We start from the raw sequence: 20,295 nt of genomic DNA on the forward strand, positions 1-20,295 counted from the left end.
GCTCACAGTTCCGATACCTTCTGCTTCATCTGCATCTCGCCTGATCCCCCGATTGTGTCGCCTTGCGCATGTCTCCCGCTGTCCGAACGATTCTGGCCCTCCTCGGCCTCACCGGCGCCGGAATTCTTCTGGCGAGCGCCCTGATATTCGGCGGCCTGGACAGGTTGCGGCTCCGGGTCGTCGAAGCCAACATCGACTTCGTCCTGACGCAGTTGCGCGATTCCATCGAAGCCAATGTCAGCCTGGGTCTTCCGCTGCAGGATCTGCGTGTCGTGCAGGATCTCCTGGAGCGGTCGCGAATCGGAAATCCGAGCCTCCTCGCCGTGGAGGTTTTTTCGCCCGCCGGGATTTCCCTGTTCAACACGGATCGCGGGAGTATTGGCGAAGAGATAACGTCAACCTGGCGAGAGGGTGTACGCCACGCAGGTAACGCTGATCGCTGGCGCGTGGAAGAGTTTGGCAATCTGATCGTTGGTCAGGCCATCCGCAATGATTTCGGCGAACCAGTGGGCTATGTCGCGGTCACGGTTGCCGGCCCGATGGAACAGTCTCCGGTTGCCTCCATCATCGTCGCCAGCGGCTGGCGTCTTGCCATTGTCCTGCCGCTGTGCCTTCTCGGTGTGGGCATCGTCGTCTGGTCAATGCTGCGATGGCGTTCGCGAGAGATCATGGACGTGACCGCCCGGCTGGTCATGCAGGCGCCAACGCCCGCAGCAACGCCCCCTGTGGACAAGGATCTCGTGAGCCTCGCCGATCAGGTCGGCGCTGCCGTCGATACCGCGGTGAATGAACTCGATCAGACCACGGCGACCGTGTTGAAACTCGACGACGACAGCATGAAGGATAGCTTGCGCGATGCCGCGGCCTGAGGCGCGATCCCTGCGCGACCGATTGGCGGCGATCATCATCGCGCTCGCGGTCGCGGCCGCCATCGCGGCAGGTGGCTGGCGCGTGCTCGATGCGGCTTGGACGGAAAGCGCGCCGGCGCTCGACGAGGCAACGCGGCTTGGGGCTGCCGCCGTCGGGCGGGCGCTGAGCGGCCAGATCGAACACGCGCTATCCCTTGGCATCCCGCTCGACAAGCTGGTGCGTGTGGAAGACTACCTGAAGACCGTGGTCGCTTCGGCCCCTCAGGTCGACGCCGTCGCGCTTCTCGACGATGCAGGCCGACCTGTCTTCGCGACGCGTGAGGGCGTGACGGGCCTCACCTTCCCCGTCAACGGCGGCGGACAACGCGCGACGCTCGTTCTATCCATGGAATCGCCCTTTCTGAGCGCCGCTACGGTTCGGCTGGAGCTCCTTCTTGGCGCCGCCGCCCTCCTTGGCGGCATAATCGCTTTCCTCATCGCCAGCCTCTTTCTCGAGATGCATCTCGCGCCGGCGCGAGGCCGACTCGCCTTGGCGCTCGCCCGGGCAGCGCGGGGTGATTTCGCGATCACGATCCCGACCACCGGTCGCGGGCGGACGAGCGCTGCTTTCCGGGCCCTCGCCCAACGGATCGAGCCTGTGCATGCGGCAGCGCGACGCTTGGCGGACAGTGTGGCGACCGTGCGAGCCATCGACTTCGATGGCAGCCTCAGTAAAAGGCTCGAGCCGCTGCTCGCACCAGTCGCCGACACCCGCGGTCTCGCCGATATCGACCCCGGCGACACGCCGCGCTCGACCGCGCACAGCCTGGCCGCCGTCTGCAGCCGGGCACTCCTTCTCATGTCACTCTACGCTGCAGCCTGGCCGGTGGTCGCCAATTTCGCGATCGATCGCGGCTCGGACGTGATACCCGCGCCGTTATGGCCCATCCCGCCCCTCTTCGCTGAAACTCTTGCCGCGCTCTTCGCCGCGATGATCTCCCATCACGTGCCGGCGCCGGTAGCCCGTATGGTCGCGGCCCTGGGCACGGTGCTGACCGGTCTCGCCTTCGCCGCCGTCTTCTGGTGCCGATCCTATGAACTCTTTGTCGTGTTGAGGATCTGTGCCGGCTTTGGTCTCGGTCTCGCTGTCACCCCGCTGCTACGCGACCCGCGCCTCGGCGCACATCCACGCGCTCTGGTCGCGCTCATCGGCATTGCATGCCTGGTGATAGGCCCGCTGTTCGGTGGACTGGTGGCGGAAGCAATCGGCCGAAGGGGCGCTTTTCTTCTGCTCGGCATCGCTTTGCTGGCCAATGCGCCAATCACGACGGCGATGCCCGCGATCGTGGCGCCGGATGCGGCGCGACGGTTGAAAGCCTCCGGCCTGGCGACGCGTATTCTCATACCCCTCGTGCTCGCGCCACCCAGCGCGCTGGCGCTCGTGATCATCCCGGCGGGACCGGGATTCGACAATTATGCTGAAGGCGGGGGGCTGATCGCAGCCGCTGGCCTTGCCGTGACCCTGGCGCCGTCGATGCGGACCGCGTTTGGCGGCCTGCTGGTCGCCATCGCGGGATCGCTGTGGCTGCTACCCACGTTCGGCATGGAAATTCCCGAAGCCTGGCTGTGGCCCGCGAGCAGCCTGCTGGTCGGGCTTGGTTCTGGCAGCCTCATGAAAGCGCATGCTTCTGCCGTGCTCAGACATGTCGCGCTCGTCGTCGCCGGGCTCTTGCTCGGCGTCATGGCCGCTGCTCTCGCGGTCATCATGGGCTTCGCCGCGATGAGCCTTATGCTGCCCGTCGGTCTGCTTGTCGTGGCCGTCACCATGGCCGCCGGGTTGTTCGTGCGCGAAACGGGCTCCGCGCGATGAGGGGGCGCCGATGTTTCTGAGAACCCGCGTCGCGCTTCTCGTCTCAATTGTTCTCGTCATTGCGATCGGCGCGGTGGTCGTGCTCGGCCTGCAGCGCGAAAACCTCGCGGCCCGGCCCTATACAACGATTGCTATCACCGGGCAGGACGCATTGTGGCGCGAGATCCTCGCGTCGCAGACGGCCGAGCTCAACGGGACGGTGAGCACGATAGCCGGCGACGAGCGTCTCCGGGCCGCGTTGCTTGGCGGCGACCTGCCGCGCGTGCGCTCGCTCCTTTTCAATTTCGCAAGCCTCGATCCGACCTCCGAGGACCAGACCGAGCTGCAGATCATAGATCGTCAAGGCCGGGTGGTGGCGACGAGCTCCCTCGTGCCGGAGCCGCCTCGGCTGCTTGACATCAGCACGGTCGAGGCGGTTCTTGATGGACAAAGGCCGGCAGGTATTCGCCAGGTGGGATCGGATCAGTTCCGCGTGCTCGCCACATCGGTTCTGACCGTGCCGTCGGGTGATCGCTGGGTCATCATCGCAGCCGCCCCCACCACGCGCCCGTTGACGCGCTTTTCGACAGCCATGGGCGGCGAGGCCTTCATGCTGTCGACGCGAGGGCGGCTGATCGACGGCACCGATAACGATCTCTGGCGCCGCCTCGCCCTTGAACTGCCACAGCGCACGGCGACCGTCACCCAGGCGGAACTCAACGACCGTCTGTTCGCAGTCACCGCCGTGCCGCTCACGGACCTCTCGGCCGGCTTTGCCGGGTTGCTCGTGGTTGTCCAGGATGCAACGGCGAGCCTCAGCGCCGTGCGCATGCTGACACGCCTTGGCCTGGTCATGGCGGCTTGCGTGCTCCTGCTCACCCTTGGCGGATTCTACCTCTACCTGCGCCGCAGCTTCGCCCCTCTCGAACAGGCTGTCGATGTGCTTGACGCGCTTGGCCGCGGTGACACCTCGGTCAGGTTGAGCGGTGGCGGAAATGACGAGATCGGGCGTATCGCCCGGGCGGTGGCGGAGCTGCGCCGCAGCCTTGTCACGCTCGACCAGACCCGTCGGCAGCGTGAGCTTCAGCGCCGCAGGCAGGAGCGTTTCGTCCGCCGGCAGATGGAAGAGCTGGCGGGCACGCTGGAGCCCGGCGCACGCGAGGAGGTTCTTGGTGATCTCGGCCGGATTGTCGCCGCGACATCGACCACGGGCAACAATGCCGGCCAGTCCACAGACCCCATCGCGCAGCTCATCCGCCATGACGACCAGCTCGGGCCCCTGGCAGCGGTGCTGCAGCAGATGTCGGGGCGCGTCGTCGAACAGCATCGGCGACTCTCCGAGCTCGTTGCTCGTCTCCGCGAAGCCCTGGTGCGCGAGACCCAGCTCGCGACTTTGCAGCAGGAACTCGCGATCGCGCATGACCTGCAACAATCGGTCATCCCCGACGACTTCCCCGACCGACCGCACTTTTCAATTTCCGGCTTCATGGAATCGGCCCGCGAAGTCGGTGGCGACTTCTACGACTTCTTCGAGCGCGCCGACGGCAAGCTCGTCTTCGTTATCGCCGACGTGTCGGGCAAAGGCATACCCGCCGCCTTCTTCATGGCGATCTCACGGACCTTGCTGAAGGCCATCGCGCTGTTTGAAAACGATCCGGGCGTCTGTGTCCGGCAGCTCAACGAACTCCTCGCTGCCGACAATGACCAGATGATGTTTGTCACTTTGTTCTTCGGCGTCCTCGACCCTGAGACTGGCCATCTGGACTATGTGAATGCCGGACACGGGCCGCCGGTGCGCATCCGCGCAAACGGTGAGATCTCCATGTTGCCCATTACAGACGACATGGCTGTCGCCATCATGGAGTCCGTTCCGTTCACCACGCGCTCGATAGACCTCTCACCGGGCGACACGCTCGTTCTCTACACGGATGGCGTGACCGAGGCCTTCAACGCGGCCGGTGAGCAGTATGGCGAACAGCGCCTTTTGGATATCCTCGACGAGGTGCCCGCTGACGCCGAGGCCAGCGCACTCTCGTCGGCGGTTGCCCTGGATGTGGCGACCTTCGAGGCCGGCTGCGACCGCTCTGACGACATCACTCTGGTCGTGCTACGATACAAGGGCGAACCAGCCCTGGCGGCGCTGCCTCAGCGAACAGCCCACGCCCTGTAGCGTCCCCGGCCCGTCACCTCCTTCAACGTCGGGCTTAAAGCGCCGATCAGATCGAGCGCGCCTCTCGCCGTCACCTTGAGTTCCTTGGCGACGAGTTGCGGCGTGACGAGGGGCTTCGCGAGGACCAGATCGACAAGGCCGGGCAAGCGCGAATGAGAGCGCCGATTGGTCAGAAACCGCTCCAGCTGCGTGCGCGCGAGCATCAGCCGGTCGTGCTCCTGCAGGCCCGCTTCGGCGGCGGCCTTGATCGCGTTGAGCATGGCCACCTTCGGCGGCGCCATCGCATAACCGTGTAACGTGGAGCCGCCCTTGGCCCGACGCGCTTCGCGAAGGCCAAGACTGACACAGGCGAGATGGTGCTGCGTCTTGCCTCCCGCCCGCAAGACGGCCGCGACCAGAAGAGGCCCGAGCCAGGACATGGTCTGCAGCGGCGCCAGATCGACCCAGGCCTCCCAGGCATCAAGCGCCGCAAGAACCGGTGGTCGCTCCAGATCGATCCGCTCCCGCCAGCGCGCGAGCAACTCCTCGTCGTTCCGCTCGGAATCATAGAGCCCTAAGTCCGCCAGACCCGAAAGCCGCCCCGGCGCGGGCGAACGCGCATCGGCGATGGCCCTGTTGGAACGGGCTAAAAGCGCATCGATATCGGCGAATGCTTGCTCGGCTTCGGCCTCAGCTTCGGCGCCAACAAGTTCCTCCACCCGTTGCGAGGACTGGGCGGCGTCATCATCAAGCCACGACGCGTTGCGGCCGCTCAGGGCGTTGAGGCCCGTCGCGCTCAAGGCCCAGCCCGGCGCATGGCTGGCGATGCCGCGATGGGCCCGCAACACCGCGGAAGCGCGGGTCAGCTCATGGGTCGGCGTGCGAATGTCCATGGCCGCGTCGTTCAGCACGAGATCCTCGAGATGAACGAGATCGCCGGCGATCCAACGGGCCGCGCAGGCTTCATGGAAGTGGCTGCGGCTGACCCAGGCTTCACGGACAGGACTTGCCCGCAAGCGCTCGTCGAGACGCGCCACCGCATCCTCCGCCAGGAGAAGCGGACCAACAAGGCTCTCCGACAGAGCCGCCACACTACGCTTGCGAATCATACTCATTTCACAACATCTTGCACGATCAGCGCCATGACGTCAGCATGGCAACGGCGACCAACGCGCTAGTATTGGAAATGCTCCTCGATCGAATCAGTCTTCGCACATGGGGGAAGACTTTAGATCGACAGGAGTGAGGCCGGATTGTGTCTATCTTCCCCGCTCACAGCGACACAAGAATCCTCATTACACGCATCTTCTGACGCGCTGCGGGCCCGTACTTTGTCGTACTGATCAAGCGAGAAGGCCCCGGCCGGAAAACGCGGTGCGCCGCTATGTGGAAGAGGCATCGGCCTTTAACCGATGCCTCTGTGCATGGAACCGATTGATTGCGCAGGTCAGCGTTGCATGACCCGCCGCAAGCCCGCCATACGGTCGATGACGACCATGGCCACGCCGGAGATGATGATGAGCGAACTGGCGAGCGCCGCGCCGACGGCGTCATACTGAAACTTGATATAGGAAAACAACTCCACCGGAAGCGGCGTCCAGCCGGGCGGAGCCAGGAAGACCGAAATCGGAAAGTCGTTCCAGGACAGCACGAAGCACAGCACGAAGCTCGAGATAAGGCCGGTCTTGATGACGGGCAGCGTGATCGACATCATCGTGCGCAGCGGCCCGGCACCGACATTGCGCGCTGCCTCTTCGAGCGACGTGTCAAAGTTCTGCATGCTCGCCGTGAGGATGCGAACCGCGAAAGGCAGCACGTGAATGGAATGTCCAATGATAAGTGCCGGAATGCCCGCGCCAAAACCGAGCCGCGCGAAGAAGACGTAAAGCGCCAGGCTGAAAATCGTCGTCGGGATCAACAGGGGCGACATGATGAGAAGATTGATGAATGCTTTGCCCTTGAAATCGTAGCGTACCATCGCAAGCACGGCCAGAAAGGCCAATGTATTTGCTATGATGGAGGCGACGAGGCCGAGTGAAAGACTGACGCCCATGGCGCGCACGAAGGTATCCGAAGTCCAGGCGGCCTTGAACCACTCCAGCGTGAAGCCCGACGGTGGCAGAATGAACTCTCGTGGATTCACCGAGACGAGCAAAGTAATCAGGATGGGGAAGAACAGGAAGGCCATCGCGATATAAGTGAAGACGCGAAGGGCGAGTGTTCCCATGTCTGGCATACGCATCGACGAGGTCCTCATCGTTTGACCTCCAATCGGTTGAGAATGAGCTTGCCGAATACAAAGGCCATGCCCGTGAGAATGGTGGCATTGGCCGCGATCATGATCACCGAGAGGCTGGACGCAAAGGGCAGATCGTTATTGAGCAGCGCCTCGCGATAAATCACCAGACCGATCATCTGCGTATCGTTGGCGCCGACCATCAACGGCACCGCGAAAGCGGAGAAATTCAAGGTGAAGACAATGACGAGGCCGGCATAGAGGCCAGGCAGCGTCAACGGAAACGTGATGCTCCAGAATGCTTTCCACCGGTTGGCCCCGACGTTGCGGGCCGCCTCGACGAATGACGGATTAAGGCGCTCGATGGAATCGAGCAGCGACAGCACGATATAGGGCATCCCGATATAGACGAGCAGGATGATGACGCCCTTCAAATCCCACATGTACCGCACGGGTTCGTCATAGACCCGCAGGGCGATCATCAGGGAATTCAGGAGGCCGCCGCCACGAAAGATCACGATCCAGCCATAGACGAGCGTGACGAGGCCTATCAACAGCGGCGAAAGCACCATCGTCACGAGCACGCTGCGCTGAAGCCCCCGCGTCTGGGCGATATAAAGAGCGACCGGATAGCCTAGCAACACAGAAATCAAAGTCGTGATCACGGCGATACGGATCGAGAACCATAAGGTATTGATGAGATACCAGCTGGACCCGAGAAAGCGCGTATAGTTTTCAAAGGTGAACGCCGACACCATGTAGGCGCCGTCGACCGTCTGGTTGAAGCTGGTGCGGACGACCCAGAGCAACGGCAACACCACGAAGATGGTGAGCGCGATGACCGCGGGAGCAAGAAGAGTGACGGCGCCGCGGGATTTCATGACGCCCGCCGAGCCTGTGCGTCAATCAGACGAAAATGATGCGGCTCAATGCTCAGCCAAACGTTTTCTCCAATCTCGGCAGCGCGATTGACGTTGTGGGTTTCGATATACAAGCTCTCGCCGGTTTCGAGCTGAGCCGTATAGCGAATCGTCGGTCCGAAATACTCCACGAAATCGATCCGTGCCTTTAATACGTTGGCGCCCTCCTGCGGCCCTGCCAGGATGCGAACCCGCTCCGGGCGCAGCAGAACGCGCACCTCAGCACCTTTCGCCAACTGGATGTCACGCCCGACGTGGAGCACCAGAGAGGGACCGACGCGGACCGCCGCAATCCCGTCAGCGATCTCCGCGACCCTCCCGTCGAAGAAATTCGTGGTGCCGACGAAGTCGGCGACAAATTCTGATTGCGGGTCCTCATAGACCTCAAATGGGCGCGCTATGCGAGCGATTTCGCCGCCGCTCATGATGACGACGCGGTCGGACATGGACAGCGCCTCTTCCTGGTCATGGGTCACATAGAGTGTCGTCATATTCAGGCGCTTCTGGAGCTGCTTGAGCTCACGTCGCATGGCGACACGCAATGCCCTGTCGAGGTTGCTGAGCGGCTCATCCATGAGAAGCAACTGCGGTTCCAGCGCCAGCGCGCGCGCCAGCGCCACTCTCTGCTGCTGGCCGCCCGAGAGTTGGCGCGGCAGACGGTCCTCGTAGCCGGACAGGCCGGTGACCGCCAGCGATTCCTCGATCTTGCGCTTGATGAAGGCTTTGTCATGCTTGCGCAGTTTCAAGCCGAAAGCGACATTTTCCGCGACCGTCATATGAGGCCAAAGCGCGTAATTCTGAAAGACGAAGCCGACCTGGCGCTTCTCCGGCGGCAGATGCGTGACCTCGCGACCGTTGACGCGAATTGCGCCATCGGATGCCATGATGAAACCCGCGATCATGCGCAAGGTCGTTGTCTTGCCGCAGCCGCTCGGCCCCAGCAGCGAGACAAACTCGCCGTGATGAACGTCGAACGACACGTTGTTCACGGCCGCGACCTGACCATAGCGCTTGTAGACGCTCTCAACCTGGATGGCTTTGTCGGCGACACTCTTCATTTTGAAACGCTCTCCAGGATACATCTGGCATAGATCATGCGCTACGGCCACAGACGGCGGCAAAGCCGCCGTGCTGCACGGATATCTCAAGCATAGGGATAAAGCGGCATAGCCGGGAAGCCCCCATTCCCCCCGGCTTTCCGCGTCAGAATCTCACTTGCTCGTCATCTTGTTGAGTTCGTTCTGCCACTTCGCCTTGTTGGCCGTGATCTTCTCCTGATCCGGGAGGAAGAGACGCTTGAACTGCTCGTTCTGAACCAGCAGATCCTTGTAGACGAAATCGGCTGGGATCGTGACGTTCTGCACCGTCGGCGCATAGAGATTACGCGTCGCGAAGGCGAGCTGCACCTCAGGGCTCAGGATATAGTTGACGAACGCCTGCGCCTTCTCCGGGTTCTTTGCCGCTTTGGTGATATTCACGCTGGTGATCAGCGGAAACGTTCCCTCTTCCGGCCGGGCGAACTTGACGTTCTTGGCACCCTTTTCAAGAAGCTCCTTCATGCGCCCTGTCGCCAGCATGCCGAGCCACGCGTCTTCGGTCTGGAAAAGCGAGACCATCTGGCTTTCCACATCGAGCGAACCGATCAGATTTCCGCTCTTCACAAGTGCGGCCATCTTGTCGAGCCCAGGCTGGATATTGTCGATGCTGCCGCCGTTCTTCTGGGCCTGCAGCACTGTCAGGCTGAGCGTCGGAATGTGCTCAAAGCCATAGATGACAACATGGTTCTTGTAGTCTGGCTTCCAGAGCTCGTCCCAGGATGTCGGCGCCGCCTTCACCTTGTCCGTGTTGTAGGCGAGCACGTAGTCGCCGACATTTGCGAAAACGGTATAGGGCGAATATATTGCGTTGCTGTATAGATTGGCCATGTTCGGGATCTTGCTCTTATCGAGCTCCATCCACAGGCCTTCCTTCTCACCGGCAATCGAGTTCAACAGCGTGTTTGTCGCGACATCGACCTGACCAAGGCGCGACTTGACGAGATGGTCGGGGCTTGCGCCCACCACCCATTCGATCTTGCACTTCTCGGCTTCCTCGAAGGCCTTGGCAACAGATTCATAGGTCTTCTGATAGCTGCCGCCCCAGGTCGTGACGCGCAGGGTGCAATCCTGAGCGAAGGCCGGCGATGCGAATACACCAAGAGCTCCCGCAAGGAGCAACGCTGACATTGATTTCTTCATGTCCAAATCCCCTTTGGATTGCGATGGGCCGTTTCGGTCCCTGTTACCTATGCCTCTCTTCTGGCGGAGAGGTTGAATAACCAACGGGTAATCTGCCGAGGGACACCGTTCACGTGTCGTGACGGTGCGATCAGTGTTTCGCCTTTCGGCGATTCCTGAGATCGGTCAGGGAATAGCGTGAGTGGATCGCCTCCTGGTCGACACACATTTCGATCAGGGCCGGCTTGCCAGCGTCCAGGCAACGCTCGAACGCCGGCGCGAAATCATCAGTCACTGTCACGCGTTCCGCGTGCGCACCATAGGCTTTCGCGAGCGCGTAGAAATCCGGATTGACGAGCTGCGTACCGTTGACCCGCCCTTCGAGGCGGTTTTCCTCGTGAATACGGATAGTGCCGTACATGTTATTATTGAACAGAACGACGATGACGTTGGCGCCATACTGCACGGCGGTCGCCAGTTCTTCCGAGCTCATCTGGTAACAGCCGTCGCCGACGAAATCGACGACAACGCGCCCGGGATATAGGAGCTTGGCCGAGATCGCCGCGGGCAGACTGTAGCCCATGGAGCCGCTGATGGGGCCTAGCTGGGTATGGAGCCGGTAATGGGCGAAATAGCGCTGGCTCCAGGTTGCATAGGCGCCCACGCCATTGGTGACGATGGCGTCTTCTGGCAGTCGCTGGCGCAGCCACTTCATGATCTGCGGCAAATCGATGGCGCCGGGGCATGGTCCCGGCCGCGTTTCGATTTCAAAGGTCTCGCGGAGCGCGGCCGTCCATCCGGCCCAGACTTCGTGGGCTACAGGGGCATGCGCGGCGAGCGCAGCCGTGAAGCCGTCGTTGTCGGCGAGCAGCGCAAGATCGACCTGGAACACGCGGTTCAGCTCCGCGAAGCTGCTCGTCACATGCACGACCTTCTGCTTCGGAACCGGAATATTGAAGAGCGTAAATCCCTCCATATAACCGGCGCCAATCGTGTTCACGTCACTCAGCGAGTCGTTGCACATGATCACGAAGTCGGCGCTCCTGATATGCGCCAGCAATGCCGGATTGGAGCCGATGCCGATTTCGCCGACGTAGCACGGCAGACGGTGGTCGATGATATCGCGGCGGCGGAATGTCGTGACGACCGGCACATTGTTCGCGGTCGCGAAGGCCTGAACATTATCGCGCGCGGCCTCGGTCCAGCCCGAACCGCCGACAATGAGCAAGGGCCGCTCTGCCTCGGCCAGCATGCCGAAAATGCTCTCAAGCCGTTCCGGTGATGGGTTCCCGGCGGATGCGGGCACGCTCGGCTTGCCGGGCGGCACCGACGCCTCATCCTCCAGGACGTCCTCGGGAATGACCAAGACCACCGGCCCCATCCGGCCCGTCATCGCGGTCTGGTAGGCGCGCTGGATGAACTCGGGGATACGCGCGGCATCGTCGATCTGGGCAACCCATTTGGTCATGGGCGCAAACATCGTGCGGAAATCGTAGGCCATGAACGCCTCGCGCTCCATCAGCCCGCGCTTGACCTGCCCCACGATGAGGATCATCGGGGAGGAATCCTGGTAAGCCGTGTGGACGGCATTCACCGCATTGGTCGCGCCGGGACTGCGCGTGACGAAGGCGATCCCGGGCCGGCCAGTCAGCTTGCCATAGGCTTCCGCCATCTGCGCCGCGCCGTTTTCATGACGACAACTGATGGCCCGGATGTCGGGGTGACGGACGCCGAGCGCATCGAGCGCGCAGAGGAAGCTCTCGCCCGGGACGTGGTAGACGAGATCCGCCCCGTTCAACTTGAGCTCATCGGCGAGGATTTCACTGCCTTTGCGCTTCTCGACCATCACTACGCGTCCCTGCACCTGACTTCTCGGGAAAGAGGTGAGCGCTAAGGGCGCTCACCGGGTTATTTCATCAGCCGATGACAAAGGGGTTCTCGATTTCCTCGGCGGTTGATAGCCAAACCGCCTTGGTTTGCAGATATTCCTTGATGCCTTCGATGCCATTCTCTCGGCCGATGCCGCTCTTCTTATAGCCACCGAAGGGGGTGGTGTAGGAGATGTCGCGATAGGTGTTCACCCACACGCTTCCCGCTTCAAGCATCTCGGACATGCGCAGAGCCTGGCGCATGTTCGCCGTCCAGACGCCAGCGGCGAGGCCGAACTCGCTGTCATTGGCAATGTCGACGGCCTCTTCCATCTCATCGAAAATGATTGTGGAGAGAACGGGGCCGAAAACCTCCTCACGCGCGATGCGCATCTGGTTGTTGACGCCCGTAAAGATCGTCGGCTCGATGAAGAAGCCTTCGGCGCATTCGGCAACGTCCGGGCGCTTGCCGCCCAGTACCAGTTCAGCGCCTTCCTGCCGGGCGATATCGATATAGCCGAGCACCTTGTCATACTGCATGCGATTGGCGATCGGCCCGATCTGCGTGGCGATATCGCGCGGATTGCCGATGCGGGCGGACTTCGAGAACGCGGCGAGCTTGTCCACGAACTGATCGTGGATGGCGCGCTGGATGAGGAGCCTGGAGCCCGCGATGCAGGTCTGGCCGACGGCGCCGAAAATGCCGCCGACCACGCCGCGCACAGCGTTGTCGATGTCGGCGTCGTTGAAAACGATGTTGGGCGACTTGCCGCCGAGCTCGAGGCTTGCGCGCTTCACATCCTTCGCCGCCAGCGAATAGAGATAGGCCCCCGTCGCCGTCGATCCTGTGAAGCCCAGATGCCGTGTCAGCGGATGCGTGACGAGCGGCTCGCCGGCTTCCTTGCCATAACCTGTCACCACATTGATGACACCCGGCGGGAAGCCCGCCATCTCCACGAGCTCCATCAGCTTGAGCGCCGTGGCAGAGGTGTATTCGGCGGGCTTCATGACAATGGTGTTGCCCGCCGCCAAAGCTGGTGCGGCCTTGAGCGAAAGCAGAAGCAGCGGCGCGTTCCAGGGGACGATGCCGACACAGACGCCGAGCGGCTCGGGGCGAGAAAAGCTCAGCGCCGGCTTGTCGCAGGGATGGACCACGCCTTCGATTTTATCGGCGAGGCCCGCGTAATAGTAAAACCACTTCGGAATGTAGCGTATCTGATGCTGCATCTCGGCGAGCAGACGGCCGTTGTCGCGCACCTCGATTTCCGCGAGTGCATCCGCGTGCTCCTCGATGAGTTGGCCGAGACGATAGATCAGTTTCCCGCGCTCGGATGGATGCATCCGCCCCCAGGGGCCTTTCTTGAAAGCCTGGTGGGCGGCCTGGATGGCCCTGTCGGCATCGGCCGCGCCACCACGGGCGACCATCGCCCACGGGCGCGCCGTGAAGGGATCCACTGTCTCAAAATACTCTCCCGACGCCGGCTCCACCCATTCGCCGCCAATATACATCTTCAACTTCGGCAGCTCACCGGTCTGCGATGTCATCCTGAAGTCTCCCATTACCCTCTACAGCAGGCGACACAGCCGCCGTTGTTCGCTCGCCAAAACACCGCAGGCGCGCCAAAATTCGCTTTTTGAGATCATTTTGATATCTATTTCGAGAATAGTGATATCATTAGAAACACCCTGTCAACCCGATTTTCACGCAAGTATGGCCCGGATCAGGGTGGACATTTTGTGATTCAGCGGTTTATCGTGCAAATAATGATATACATTTCAAGCGCGCTGGAGGGCGCATGAGCGAGCAGCCTCCCCTTACGCAGCCTCTCTACGGCCAGATCAAAACCGCGATCGCCAGGCGCATCCGTGCGGCCGAGTGGCCCGCGGATTTTCAGGTTCCGCGTGAGGAGGATCTTGCCGAAGAGTTCGGAGCGTCGCGGCTGACCGTCCGCCGGGCCTTGCGTGAGTTGCAGATGGAGGGCTTGCTGGTTCGCGTGCAGGGCCGTGGGACGTTCGTCATCGGACCGCATATGCAATGCGCGATCTTCGAACTCCCCGACGTCTCGGAAGAGATCGAGGATGGCGGCGGGATCCATCAAAGCGAAGTGATATCATTATGCGCTCTCCCACCTGACAGCGCGCTCGCCAATCTCCTCGCCCTGCCGCACGACGGCGTCGTGTTCCATTCCCGCATCCTGCACAAGGAGGACGGAACGCCGATCCAGTTGGAGGATCGCTTCGTCAACGCGGAGGAAGCCCCTGGATATCTCGACCAGGATTTCACGCGTATCACGCCGCACGCCTATCTTCTGCGCGAGACCGAGGTCACCTACGTGGACAACACGATCCGCGCCATCCGTCCGGACGAGGAAAGCCGCATCGCGTTGCATATCGAGGGAAGCCAGCCCTGCCTGCTTCTCGATCGTCGCACCTGGCGCGGCGACATCCCCGTCACACGCAGCCGCTTTCTCTATCCCGGAGATCGCTACCGCCTGCGCAGCGCCCACGAGGCAACCTCAAGCAGCGCGCGGCCCCAAGCCACATCGTCCACAACATCAAATCTATCGCCCCGGAGAATTCGATGAGGGATTACATAGCGCGTCTGCGCGAGCGCGGCGAATTACTTGTCGTCGACAAGGAAATCGACCCGTTTCACGAGCTCGCGGCCGTGACGCATGCGGCGCAGAAGCGCTGGGGCAAGCCTATCCTGTTCAACAAGGTCAAGGGAACACGCTTTCCCGTCGTCACGAACATCTACGGCTCGCGCGAGCGGCTCGCCGAGGTCATCGGCATCGATGCCAAGGACTTTTGCCGCCAGTGGAGCAATCTGGCAAATCTCGGCAAAGGCACCAACGGCGCCGAGCCATTCGTTGCCGTTGAAGACAACGACCTCATCGAATGCAAGCTCTCCGATCTTCCCCTGATCACCTATTCGGACAGGGACGCGGCGCCCTATTTCACCTCGGCGATGTTCATCGCCAAGGATCCCGAGACCGGCGTCGGCAATCTCTCCTACCACCGCTCGATGTATGTCAGCGACAACGAGCTGCGCTGCCGCCTCGCTCCGCGCCATCACCTCACCATCTATCACGAGAAGGCGGAGAAGATGGGCAAGCCGCTGGAAGCGGCGATGCTCATCGGCGCGCCGGCGACGTCCTTCCTGACGGCCGCCGCCCCCCTGCCCTATGACGTCGACGAGCTCGAGGTCGCAGCGCGCCTCAAGGGCGCGCCGATCCCCATGCGCAAGTGCAAGCACATCGATCTCGAGGTCCCCGCGGATACCGAGATCGTCATCGAAGGCCGCTTCCTGCCGAACGAGCGCCGCGCCGAGGGCCCTTTCGGCGAGTTCATGGGCTATTACGTGCCCGAAGGCCCCAACGCCGTCTTCGAAGTGCTCGGCGTCACCGTACGCCGCGATGCCGTTTTCCACAGCATCCTGTGCGGATCCGCGGAGGAGGTGCTGACGCTCGAACTGTCAGTCTCGGCGAATATCTACCAGCGCCTGAGTGCCGCGTTGCCCGGGATCCTCGATGTCACCTGCCAGCCCTTCGTGACGCATGCCATTATCAAGATCGATCCGCAGTTCGAGGGACATGCCCGTCAGGTCATGTTGGCGACCATCGGCGCCGAGCCGATCTGGGCCAAGGTGATCACTGTCGTCGATGAGGACGTGAACATCTACGACATGGACGACGTCATGTGGGCGATCCTCACCCGCTGTCGCCCGGACAAGGACATGATCATCATCCCGGAGACACCGTCCTTCTATCGGGATGAAGCCAAAGACCATTGGGGCCGCCTCCTGATCGACGCCACCAAGCCCTTCCACCGGCGTGAGGAATTCGAGCGCAAGAAGATAAGACTTGCCGACGCGGTCGATCTGGCGGACTGGTTCCCGAACGCCTGATGGGACATGAGATGACAGGGGCAAAACCACAACGCATCATCGTCGGGATCAGCGGCGCGTCCGGGGCCATCTATGGCGTCCGCGCCCTTGACCTGTTGAGGGCGGCCGGGGTGGAAACGCATCTTGTCGTCACGCGCTCGGCTCATCTCACACTGTCGCAGGAGCTCGGTTTGACGCAAGCCGCGCTCGCCGAGAAGGCGACAGTCGTGCACAACGTGGCCGATGTCGGCGCGTCGATTTCCAGCGGTTCTTTCCGCACCCTCGGGATGCTGATAGCGCCCTGTTCGGTGCGCACAATGTCCGAGATCGCGACAGGTGTCACGTCGAGCCTCATGAGCCGTGCCGCGGACGTTGTCTTGAAGGAGCGGCGCAAACTCGTGCTGATGGTACGCGAGACGCCGCTCCATCTCGGGCATCTGCGCACCATGACGGCGCTCAGCGAGATGGGCGCGATTATCGTGCCGCCGGTGCCGGCCTTCTACGCCCTGCCCGCATCCTTGATGGACATGGTTGACCATTCTGTCGGGCGTGCCCTTGATCTCTTCGACATCGAGACGGGATCGGTCCGGCGCTGGGCGGGCATGGCGGCCGCCCGCAGGGGCGATTCCGGCTCGCCTTGAAAGCTTGTGTGGAGAACCCGCGTCATGACCTCGCCATCCACCCGCATTCCGCGTCCACGGCCCGTGCACGGCACGACGGTCGGCATCATGGTGCTGGATACACGCTTCCACCGCCTGCCCGGTGACATAGCGAACGCCGAGACTTGGCCGTTTCCCGTCCAGTTTCGTGTCGTCCGGGGTGTGCGTCCGCAAGACGTCATCGAGGGGAACCCGGCCGACGCGTTGGCCCGTTTTTACGAGGCGATCGATGACCTCGTCGCCACGGGCGTGGACGGCATCACGACGAGTTGCGGTTTCCTGGCTGCCGTGCATCCGGAGCTGCGCCGGCACAGCCCGGTGCCGATCGCCACATCGAGCCTGATGCAGATCCCGCTCGCCTTGAGCCTCCTGCCCGAGGGGCAGACCATCGGCGTCATCGTGTCGGACAAGGCCGCGCTCAAGGATGCGCATTTTCTCAATATCGGCGCGCCGCTCGGCCTCCCGATGGGCGAGTTGCCCTTCGATGGCCCGATCCGGTCTCACATGCGCAACAACGCGCCGCGCGCCGACCACACCGCCCAGGAGCGCGAGGTGCTGGAGGTCGTGGACCGGATGCTGACGGAAACGCCGACGATCGGCGCGATCGTTTCCGAATGCGCCAACCTGCCCCCGTTTTCCGCCGCCATTCGGCGCATCTTCGGCCTGCCGGTTTATGACATCGTCTCGCTGGTCGAATGGATGTATGCCGGCCTCAGGCCGCGCCACTTCGACGATGCCGCGCGAGCCCGCTGATGCCAGCGACGTCAACCCACGACCTCGTCGTCGTCGGGGGCGGGCTGATCGGCTCCGCCATTGCCTGGGGCGCCAGCCGATCCGGGGCGGATGTCATCCTTCTAGATGAGGGCGACGTCGCCTTCCGTGCGGCGCGGGGCAATTTCGGCCTGGTCTGGTTGCAGGGCAAGGGGGTAGGCAAGCCGCCCTATATGCGCTGGTCACTCCAGGCGGGCCATCTCTGGCGTGAATTCGCGAGCCTGCTCGTTGAGGAAACGGGGATCGATATCGGCTGGAGCCAGCCGGGCGGCCTGCAATTCTGCTTCTCCGAGGCCGATCTCGAGAAATGCCGCCGCGTGGAAGCCCAGACGAGGGCGGACGGTGGCGATATCACCATCACGGTGCTGGACCGTGCCGCCGTCAAAGCGCTCGTTCCTGCCATAGGCCCGGATGTCGTCGGCGGCTCCTATTCGACGCTCGACTCGCATGTGAGCCCACTCTATCTGCTGCGCGCCCTGCAACAGGGCTTGCTTTCCCGCGGTGGCCACTACTGGTCGGCGGCCGCAGCCACCGCGATCCGCCACGACCAGGGCGCTTTCAGGGTCGATACACCCCGTGGACAGGTCACGGGCAAGCGCATCGTCATCGCGGCGGGGCTTGGCGCGACCGTGCTCGCGCCCCAGGTCGGCCTGTCCATGCCGGTGCGCCCCGAGCGGGGGCAGATCGTCGTGACCGAACGGGTGAAGCCATTCTTTTCCTATGTCGGCTCCGGCGTGCGGCAAACCGTGGAAGGCTCCTTCCTCATCGGCAGCAGCCACGAGGAGGCCGGCTTCAGCGAGGGGACGGACGTCAGCACGGCAGCGTCGCTCTGCGCGTCCGCCATCCGCGCTTTTCCCCAGCTCGCGGAGGTTGGCGTGGTGCGCACTTGGGGGTCGCTCAGGGTGATGACGCCCGACGGCATGCCGATCTATGAAGAATCAGAGCGCTGCCCGGGGGCATACAGCGCCACCTGCCACAGCGGCGTCACCCTTTGCAGCGCCCATGCCCTCATCCTCGGCCCGGCGCTCGCCGCCGGCACGGTGCCCGAGGCCGTTTCCACCTTCAGGAGTGATCGGTTCCATGTTCAAGCGCATTGACGGCGCGCGAACCCCGGCCGAGGGCGTCGTGACGTTCGATGGACGCGCTATCCCCTTCCGGCCGGGTGACAGCATCGCCGCGGCGCTGCTGGCGGCCGGCGTAGGCTCATTCCGCGACAGCCCGATCGACGGCTCGCAGCGCGCGCCCTACTGCATGATGGGCGTATGTTTTGAGTGCCTTATCGAAGTTGACGGCCGGCAAAACCAGCAGGCCTGCATTCTGCCCGCCCGGGCAGGCATGCAGATCCGCCGGCAGGCCGGTGCGCGGCTCATCCCGGAGCAGAAGGGATGAGCCAATCCTATGACGTCATCGTCATCGGCGCAGGCCCCGCCGGCATGGCGTCGGCCGCCACCCTCGCCGAGGGCGGAGCGCGCACGCTCCTGGTGGACGAGCAACCTGAACTCGGCGGCCAGATCTACCGGGCCATCGAACGCAATCGCGCCGATCCGGCGCTCGCCCGGATCCTCGGTCCCGACTATCTCAAAGGCGCGACGCTGGTGGACCGGCTCCGGGGGAGCGCAGCGGAGCTTTCGCTCGGGACCCTGGCCTGGCGTATCGACGATGATCTGACGGTCTGGACGCGGACAGGCGGCACGGTTGCCGCGACGAGAGCTGGCGCGATCATTGTCGCCACCGGCGCAATGGAACGGCCGGTGCCGACCGCCGGCTGGACCCTACCGGGGGTGATGACCATCGGCGCCCTGCAAATCCTGCTCAAGTCAGCACAGCTCATCCCCTCCGGGCGGCTCGTGCTGGCCGGCAGCGGCCCGCTTTTCTATCTCTTCGCGCGCCAGTGCGTGGCGGCGGGCGTCAAAGATCTCACCTTGCTCGACACGGCGCCGACGCGGCAGATGTGGAATGCACTGCCGCTCCTGCCGAGCGCGTTCGGCGGCGAGGGATGGCGCTATCTCACCAAGGGCGTGAAGCTATTGGCAGCCCTGCGCCTCGCGCGCGTGCCGATCCATCGCAATGTACGGGATATCGCCATCGAAGGGAACGACCGCGCGGAGGCGATCCGCTTCACCGCAGGCGGGCGCGCTCATCGCCTGCCATGCGATACGGTTGGGCTGCATGAAGGCGTTATTCCGCACCAGCAGATGACACGCGGGCTTGGCGTCGACCATGACTTCGATGGCGGACAGCGCTATTTTCGGCCGCGGCATGATGGCTCCGGTCGCACCTCGAAGCCCGGCATCTTCGTGGCTGGCGATGCCGGCGGCATCATCGGCGCGGAAGCGAGCGCCCAGGACGGCAAGATCGCGGCGCTCGCCGTCTTGCACGATCTCGGACGCTTGACGGCGGAGGAGCACGGCCGCCGCGGCGCGAAAGCAGAAGGGGTGCGGCGCGCGCATCTCACCGCCCGCCCCTTCCTCGACCGGCTTTATCAGCCCCCCGCCGCCATCCTCGATCCGCCCGATGTGGTCACCGTCTGCCGGTGCGAGGTGATCAGCGCGGCCGCGGTCCGAGACATCGCCAGCAAGGGCGTGCGCGGGCCGAACCAGGCGAAAGCTTTCCTGCGCTGCGGCATGGGCCCTTGCCAGGGCAGGCTGTGCGGCCCGACGGTCACGGAGGTCATCGCCCAGACGGCCGGCCTCGACGCGGCTGAGGCCGGCTACTATCGCATCCGCAGCCCCCTGAAGCCGATCACTGTGGGTGAATTCGCCACAGCGGCTGGCGCGACGGAGTTGACGCGGTAAGATCCAAGGCTCTGATTCCCCTGTTTTCCGCATCGCCGACTGCGATAGCAGGGCAACTTCTAGAGACCTTGCTTCAAACCGGAGCCTTGCCATGACCC

17 protein-coding genes are annotated in these 20,295 nt (G+C 63.1%); 10 read left to right on the top strand and 7 right to left on the bottom strand.

Annotation, left to right across the window (positions count from 1 at the left end; translation table 11 throughout):
- The first annotated feature begins 68 nt into the window (after positions 1-68).
- The 3 genes from KIO74_RS23265 to KIO74_RS23275 are packed head-to-tail and all read left to right on the top strand — an operon-like array spanning position 69 to position 4,867.
- Complete coding sequence (locus KIO74_RS23265; RefSeq protein ID WP_213337211.1) at positions 69-869, top strand: hypothetical protein; 801 nt, start codon at positions 69-71, stop codon at positions 867-869.
- Entirely contained in the window at positions 856-2,718 is a 1,863-nt protein-coding gene (locus tag KIO74_RS23270; protein ID WP_213337213.1) for an MFS transporter, read from the top strand. Before KIO74_RS23265 ends, KIO74_RS23270 begins: the two co-directional genes overlap by 14 nt.
- A gap of 10 nt (positions 2,719-2,728) precedes the next feature.
- The gene (locus KIO74_RS23275; protein ID WP_213337215.1) at positions 2,729-4,867 is read left to right on the top strand and encodes a SpoIIE family protein phosphatase; all 2,139 of its coding nucleotides are present in this window, start codon (positions 2,729-2,731) and stop codon (positions 4,865-4,867) included.
- On the opposite strand, the gene KIO74_RS23280 is transcribed toward KIO74_RS23275, so the two are convergent.
- The 7 genes from KIO74_RS23280 to KIO74_RS23310 form a co-directional block, all read right to left on the bottom strand.
- Entirely contained in the window at positions 4,843-5,961 is a 1,119-nt protein-coding gene (locus tag KIO74_RS23280) for an RHE_PE00001 family protein (RefSeq protein WP_249731449.1), read from the bottom strand. The genes KIO74_RS23275 and KIO74_RS23280 overlap by 25 nt on opposite strands.
- 332 nt (positions 5,962-6,293) lie before the next feature.
- Positions 6,294-7,088, bottom strand: a complete 795-nt coding sequence (locus tag KIO74_RS23285; protein WP_213337218.1) for an ABC transporter permease — start codon at positions 7,086-7,088, stop codon at positions 6,294-6,296.
- 11 nt (positions 7,089-7,099) lie between these two features.
- On the bottom strand, positions 7,100-7,963 hold the full coding sequence (locus tag KIO74_RS23290; protein WP_213326585.1) for an ABC transporter permease: 864 nt from the start codon (positions 7,961-7,963) through the stop codon (positions 7,100-7,102).
- Positions 7,960-9,060 (bottom strand): ABC transporter ATP-binding protein, encoded by a 1,101-nt coding sequence (locus KIO74_RS23295; protein WP_213337219.1) that lies wholly within the window; start codon positions 9,058-9,060, stop codon positions 7,960-7,962. Before KIO74_RS23295 ends, KIO74_RS23290 begins: the two co-directional genes overlap by 4 nt.
- A 153-nt stretch (positions 9,061-9,213) precedes the next feature.
- A complete protein-coding gene (locus tag KIO74_RS23300; RefSeq protein ID WP_249731450.1) occupies positions 9,214-10,239 on the bottom strand; it encodes an ABC transporter substrate-binding protein in 1,026 nt (341 codons plus the stop codon).
- Between the two features lie 130 nt (positions 10,240-10,369).
- The gene (locus KIO74_RS23305; RefSeq protein WP_291978674.1) at positions 10,370-12,082 is read right to left on the bottom strand and encodes a thiamine pyrophosphate-binding protein; all 1,713 of its coding nucleotides are present in this window, start codon (positions 12,080-12,082) and stop codon (positions 10,370-10,372) included.
- Between the two features lie 52 nt (positions 12,083-12,134).
- On the bottom strand, positions 12,135-13,631 hold the full coding sequence (locus KIO74_RS23310) for an aldehyde dehydrogenase (RefSeq protein ID WP_249731451.1): 1,497 nt from the start codon (positions 13,629-13,631) through the stop codon (positions 12,135-12,137).
- A gap of 251 nt (positions 13,632-13,882) precedes the next feature.
- Between KIO74_RS23310 and hutC the strand changes: the two genes are divergently transcribed.
- From hutC to KIO74_RS23345, 7 genes are read left to right on the top strand one after another with little or no spacing between them, the layout of a single operon-like run.
- The gene (gene hutC, locus KIO74_RS23315) at positions 13,883-14,671 is read left to right on the top strand and encodes a histidine utilization transcriptional repressor HutC (RefSeq protein ID WP_213337221.1); all 789 of its coding nucleotides are present in this window, start codon (positions 13,883-13,885) and stop codon (positions 14,669-14,671) included.
- Complete coding sequence (locus KIO74_RS23320; protein ID WP_213337223.1) at positions 14,668-15,993, top strand: UbiD family decarboxylase; 1,326 nt, start codon at positions 14,668-14,670, stop codon at positions 15,991-15,993. The genes hutC and KIO74_RS23320 overlap by 4 nt, the downstream gene beginning before the upstream one ends.
- A gap of 11 nt (positions 15,994-16,004) precedes the next feature.
- Positions 16,005-16,613 (top strand): UbiX family flavin prenyltransferase, encoded by a 609-nt coding sequence (locus KIO74_RS23325; RefSeq protein WP_213337225.1) that lies wholly within the window; start codon positions 16,005-16,007, stop codon positions 16,611-16,613.
- Positions 16,614-16,637: 24 nt separating this feature from the next.
- Entirely contained in the window at positions 16,638-17,384 is a 747-nt protein-coding gene (locus tag KIO74_RS23330; protein WP_213337227.1) for an aspartate/glutamate racemase family protein, read from the top strand.
- Positions 17,384-18,499 carry an NAD(P)/FAD-dependent oxidoreductase gene (locus tag KIO74_RS23335; RefSeq protein WP_213337229.1) on the top strand — a complete coding sequence of 372 codons (1,116 nt, stop codon included), beginning with the start codon at positions 17,384-17,386 and terminating at the stop codon, positions 18,497-18,499. The genes KIO74_RS23330 and KIO74_RS23335 overlap by 1 nt, the downstream gene beginning before the upstream one ends.
- Positions 18,483-18,791: a (2Fe-2S)-binding protein gene (locus KIO74_RS23340; RefSeq protein WP_213337233.1), complete on the top strand. Its 309-nt coding sequence runs from the start codon at positions 18,483-18,485 to the stop codon at positions 18,789-18,791. The genes KIO74_RS23335 and KIO74_RS23340 overlap by 17 nt, the downstream gene beginning before the upstream one ends.
- Positions 18,788-20,197 (top strand): NAD(P)/FAD-dependent oxidoreductase, encoded by a 1,410-nt coding sequence (locus tag KIO74_RS23345; protein ID WP_213337236.1) that lies wholly within the window; start codon positions 18,788-18,790, stop codon positions 20,195-20,197. Before KIO74_RS23340 ends, KIO74_RS23345 begins: the two co-directional genes overlap by 4 nt.
- Positions 20,198-20,295: the final 98 nt, after the last annotated feature.

The organism is Chelatococcus sp. HY11 (assembly GCF_018398335.1).
Taxonomy (GTDB): Bacteria; Pseudomonadota; Alphaproteobacteria; order Rhizobiales; family Beijerinckiaceae; genus Chelatococcus.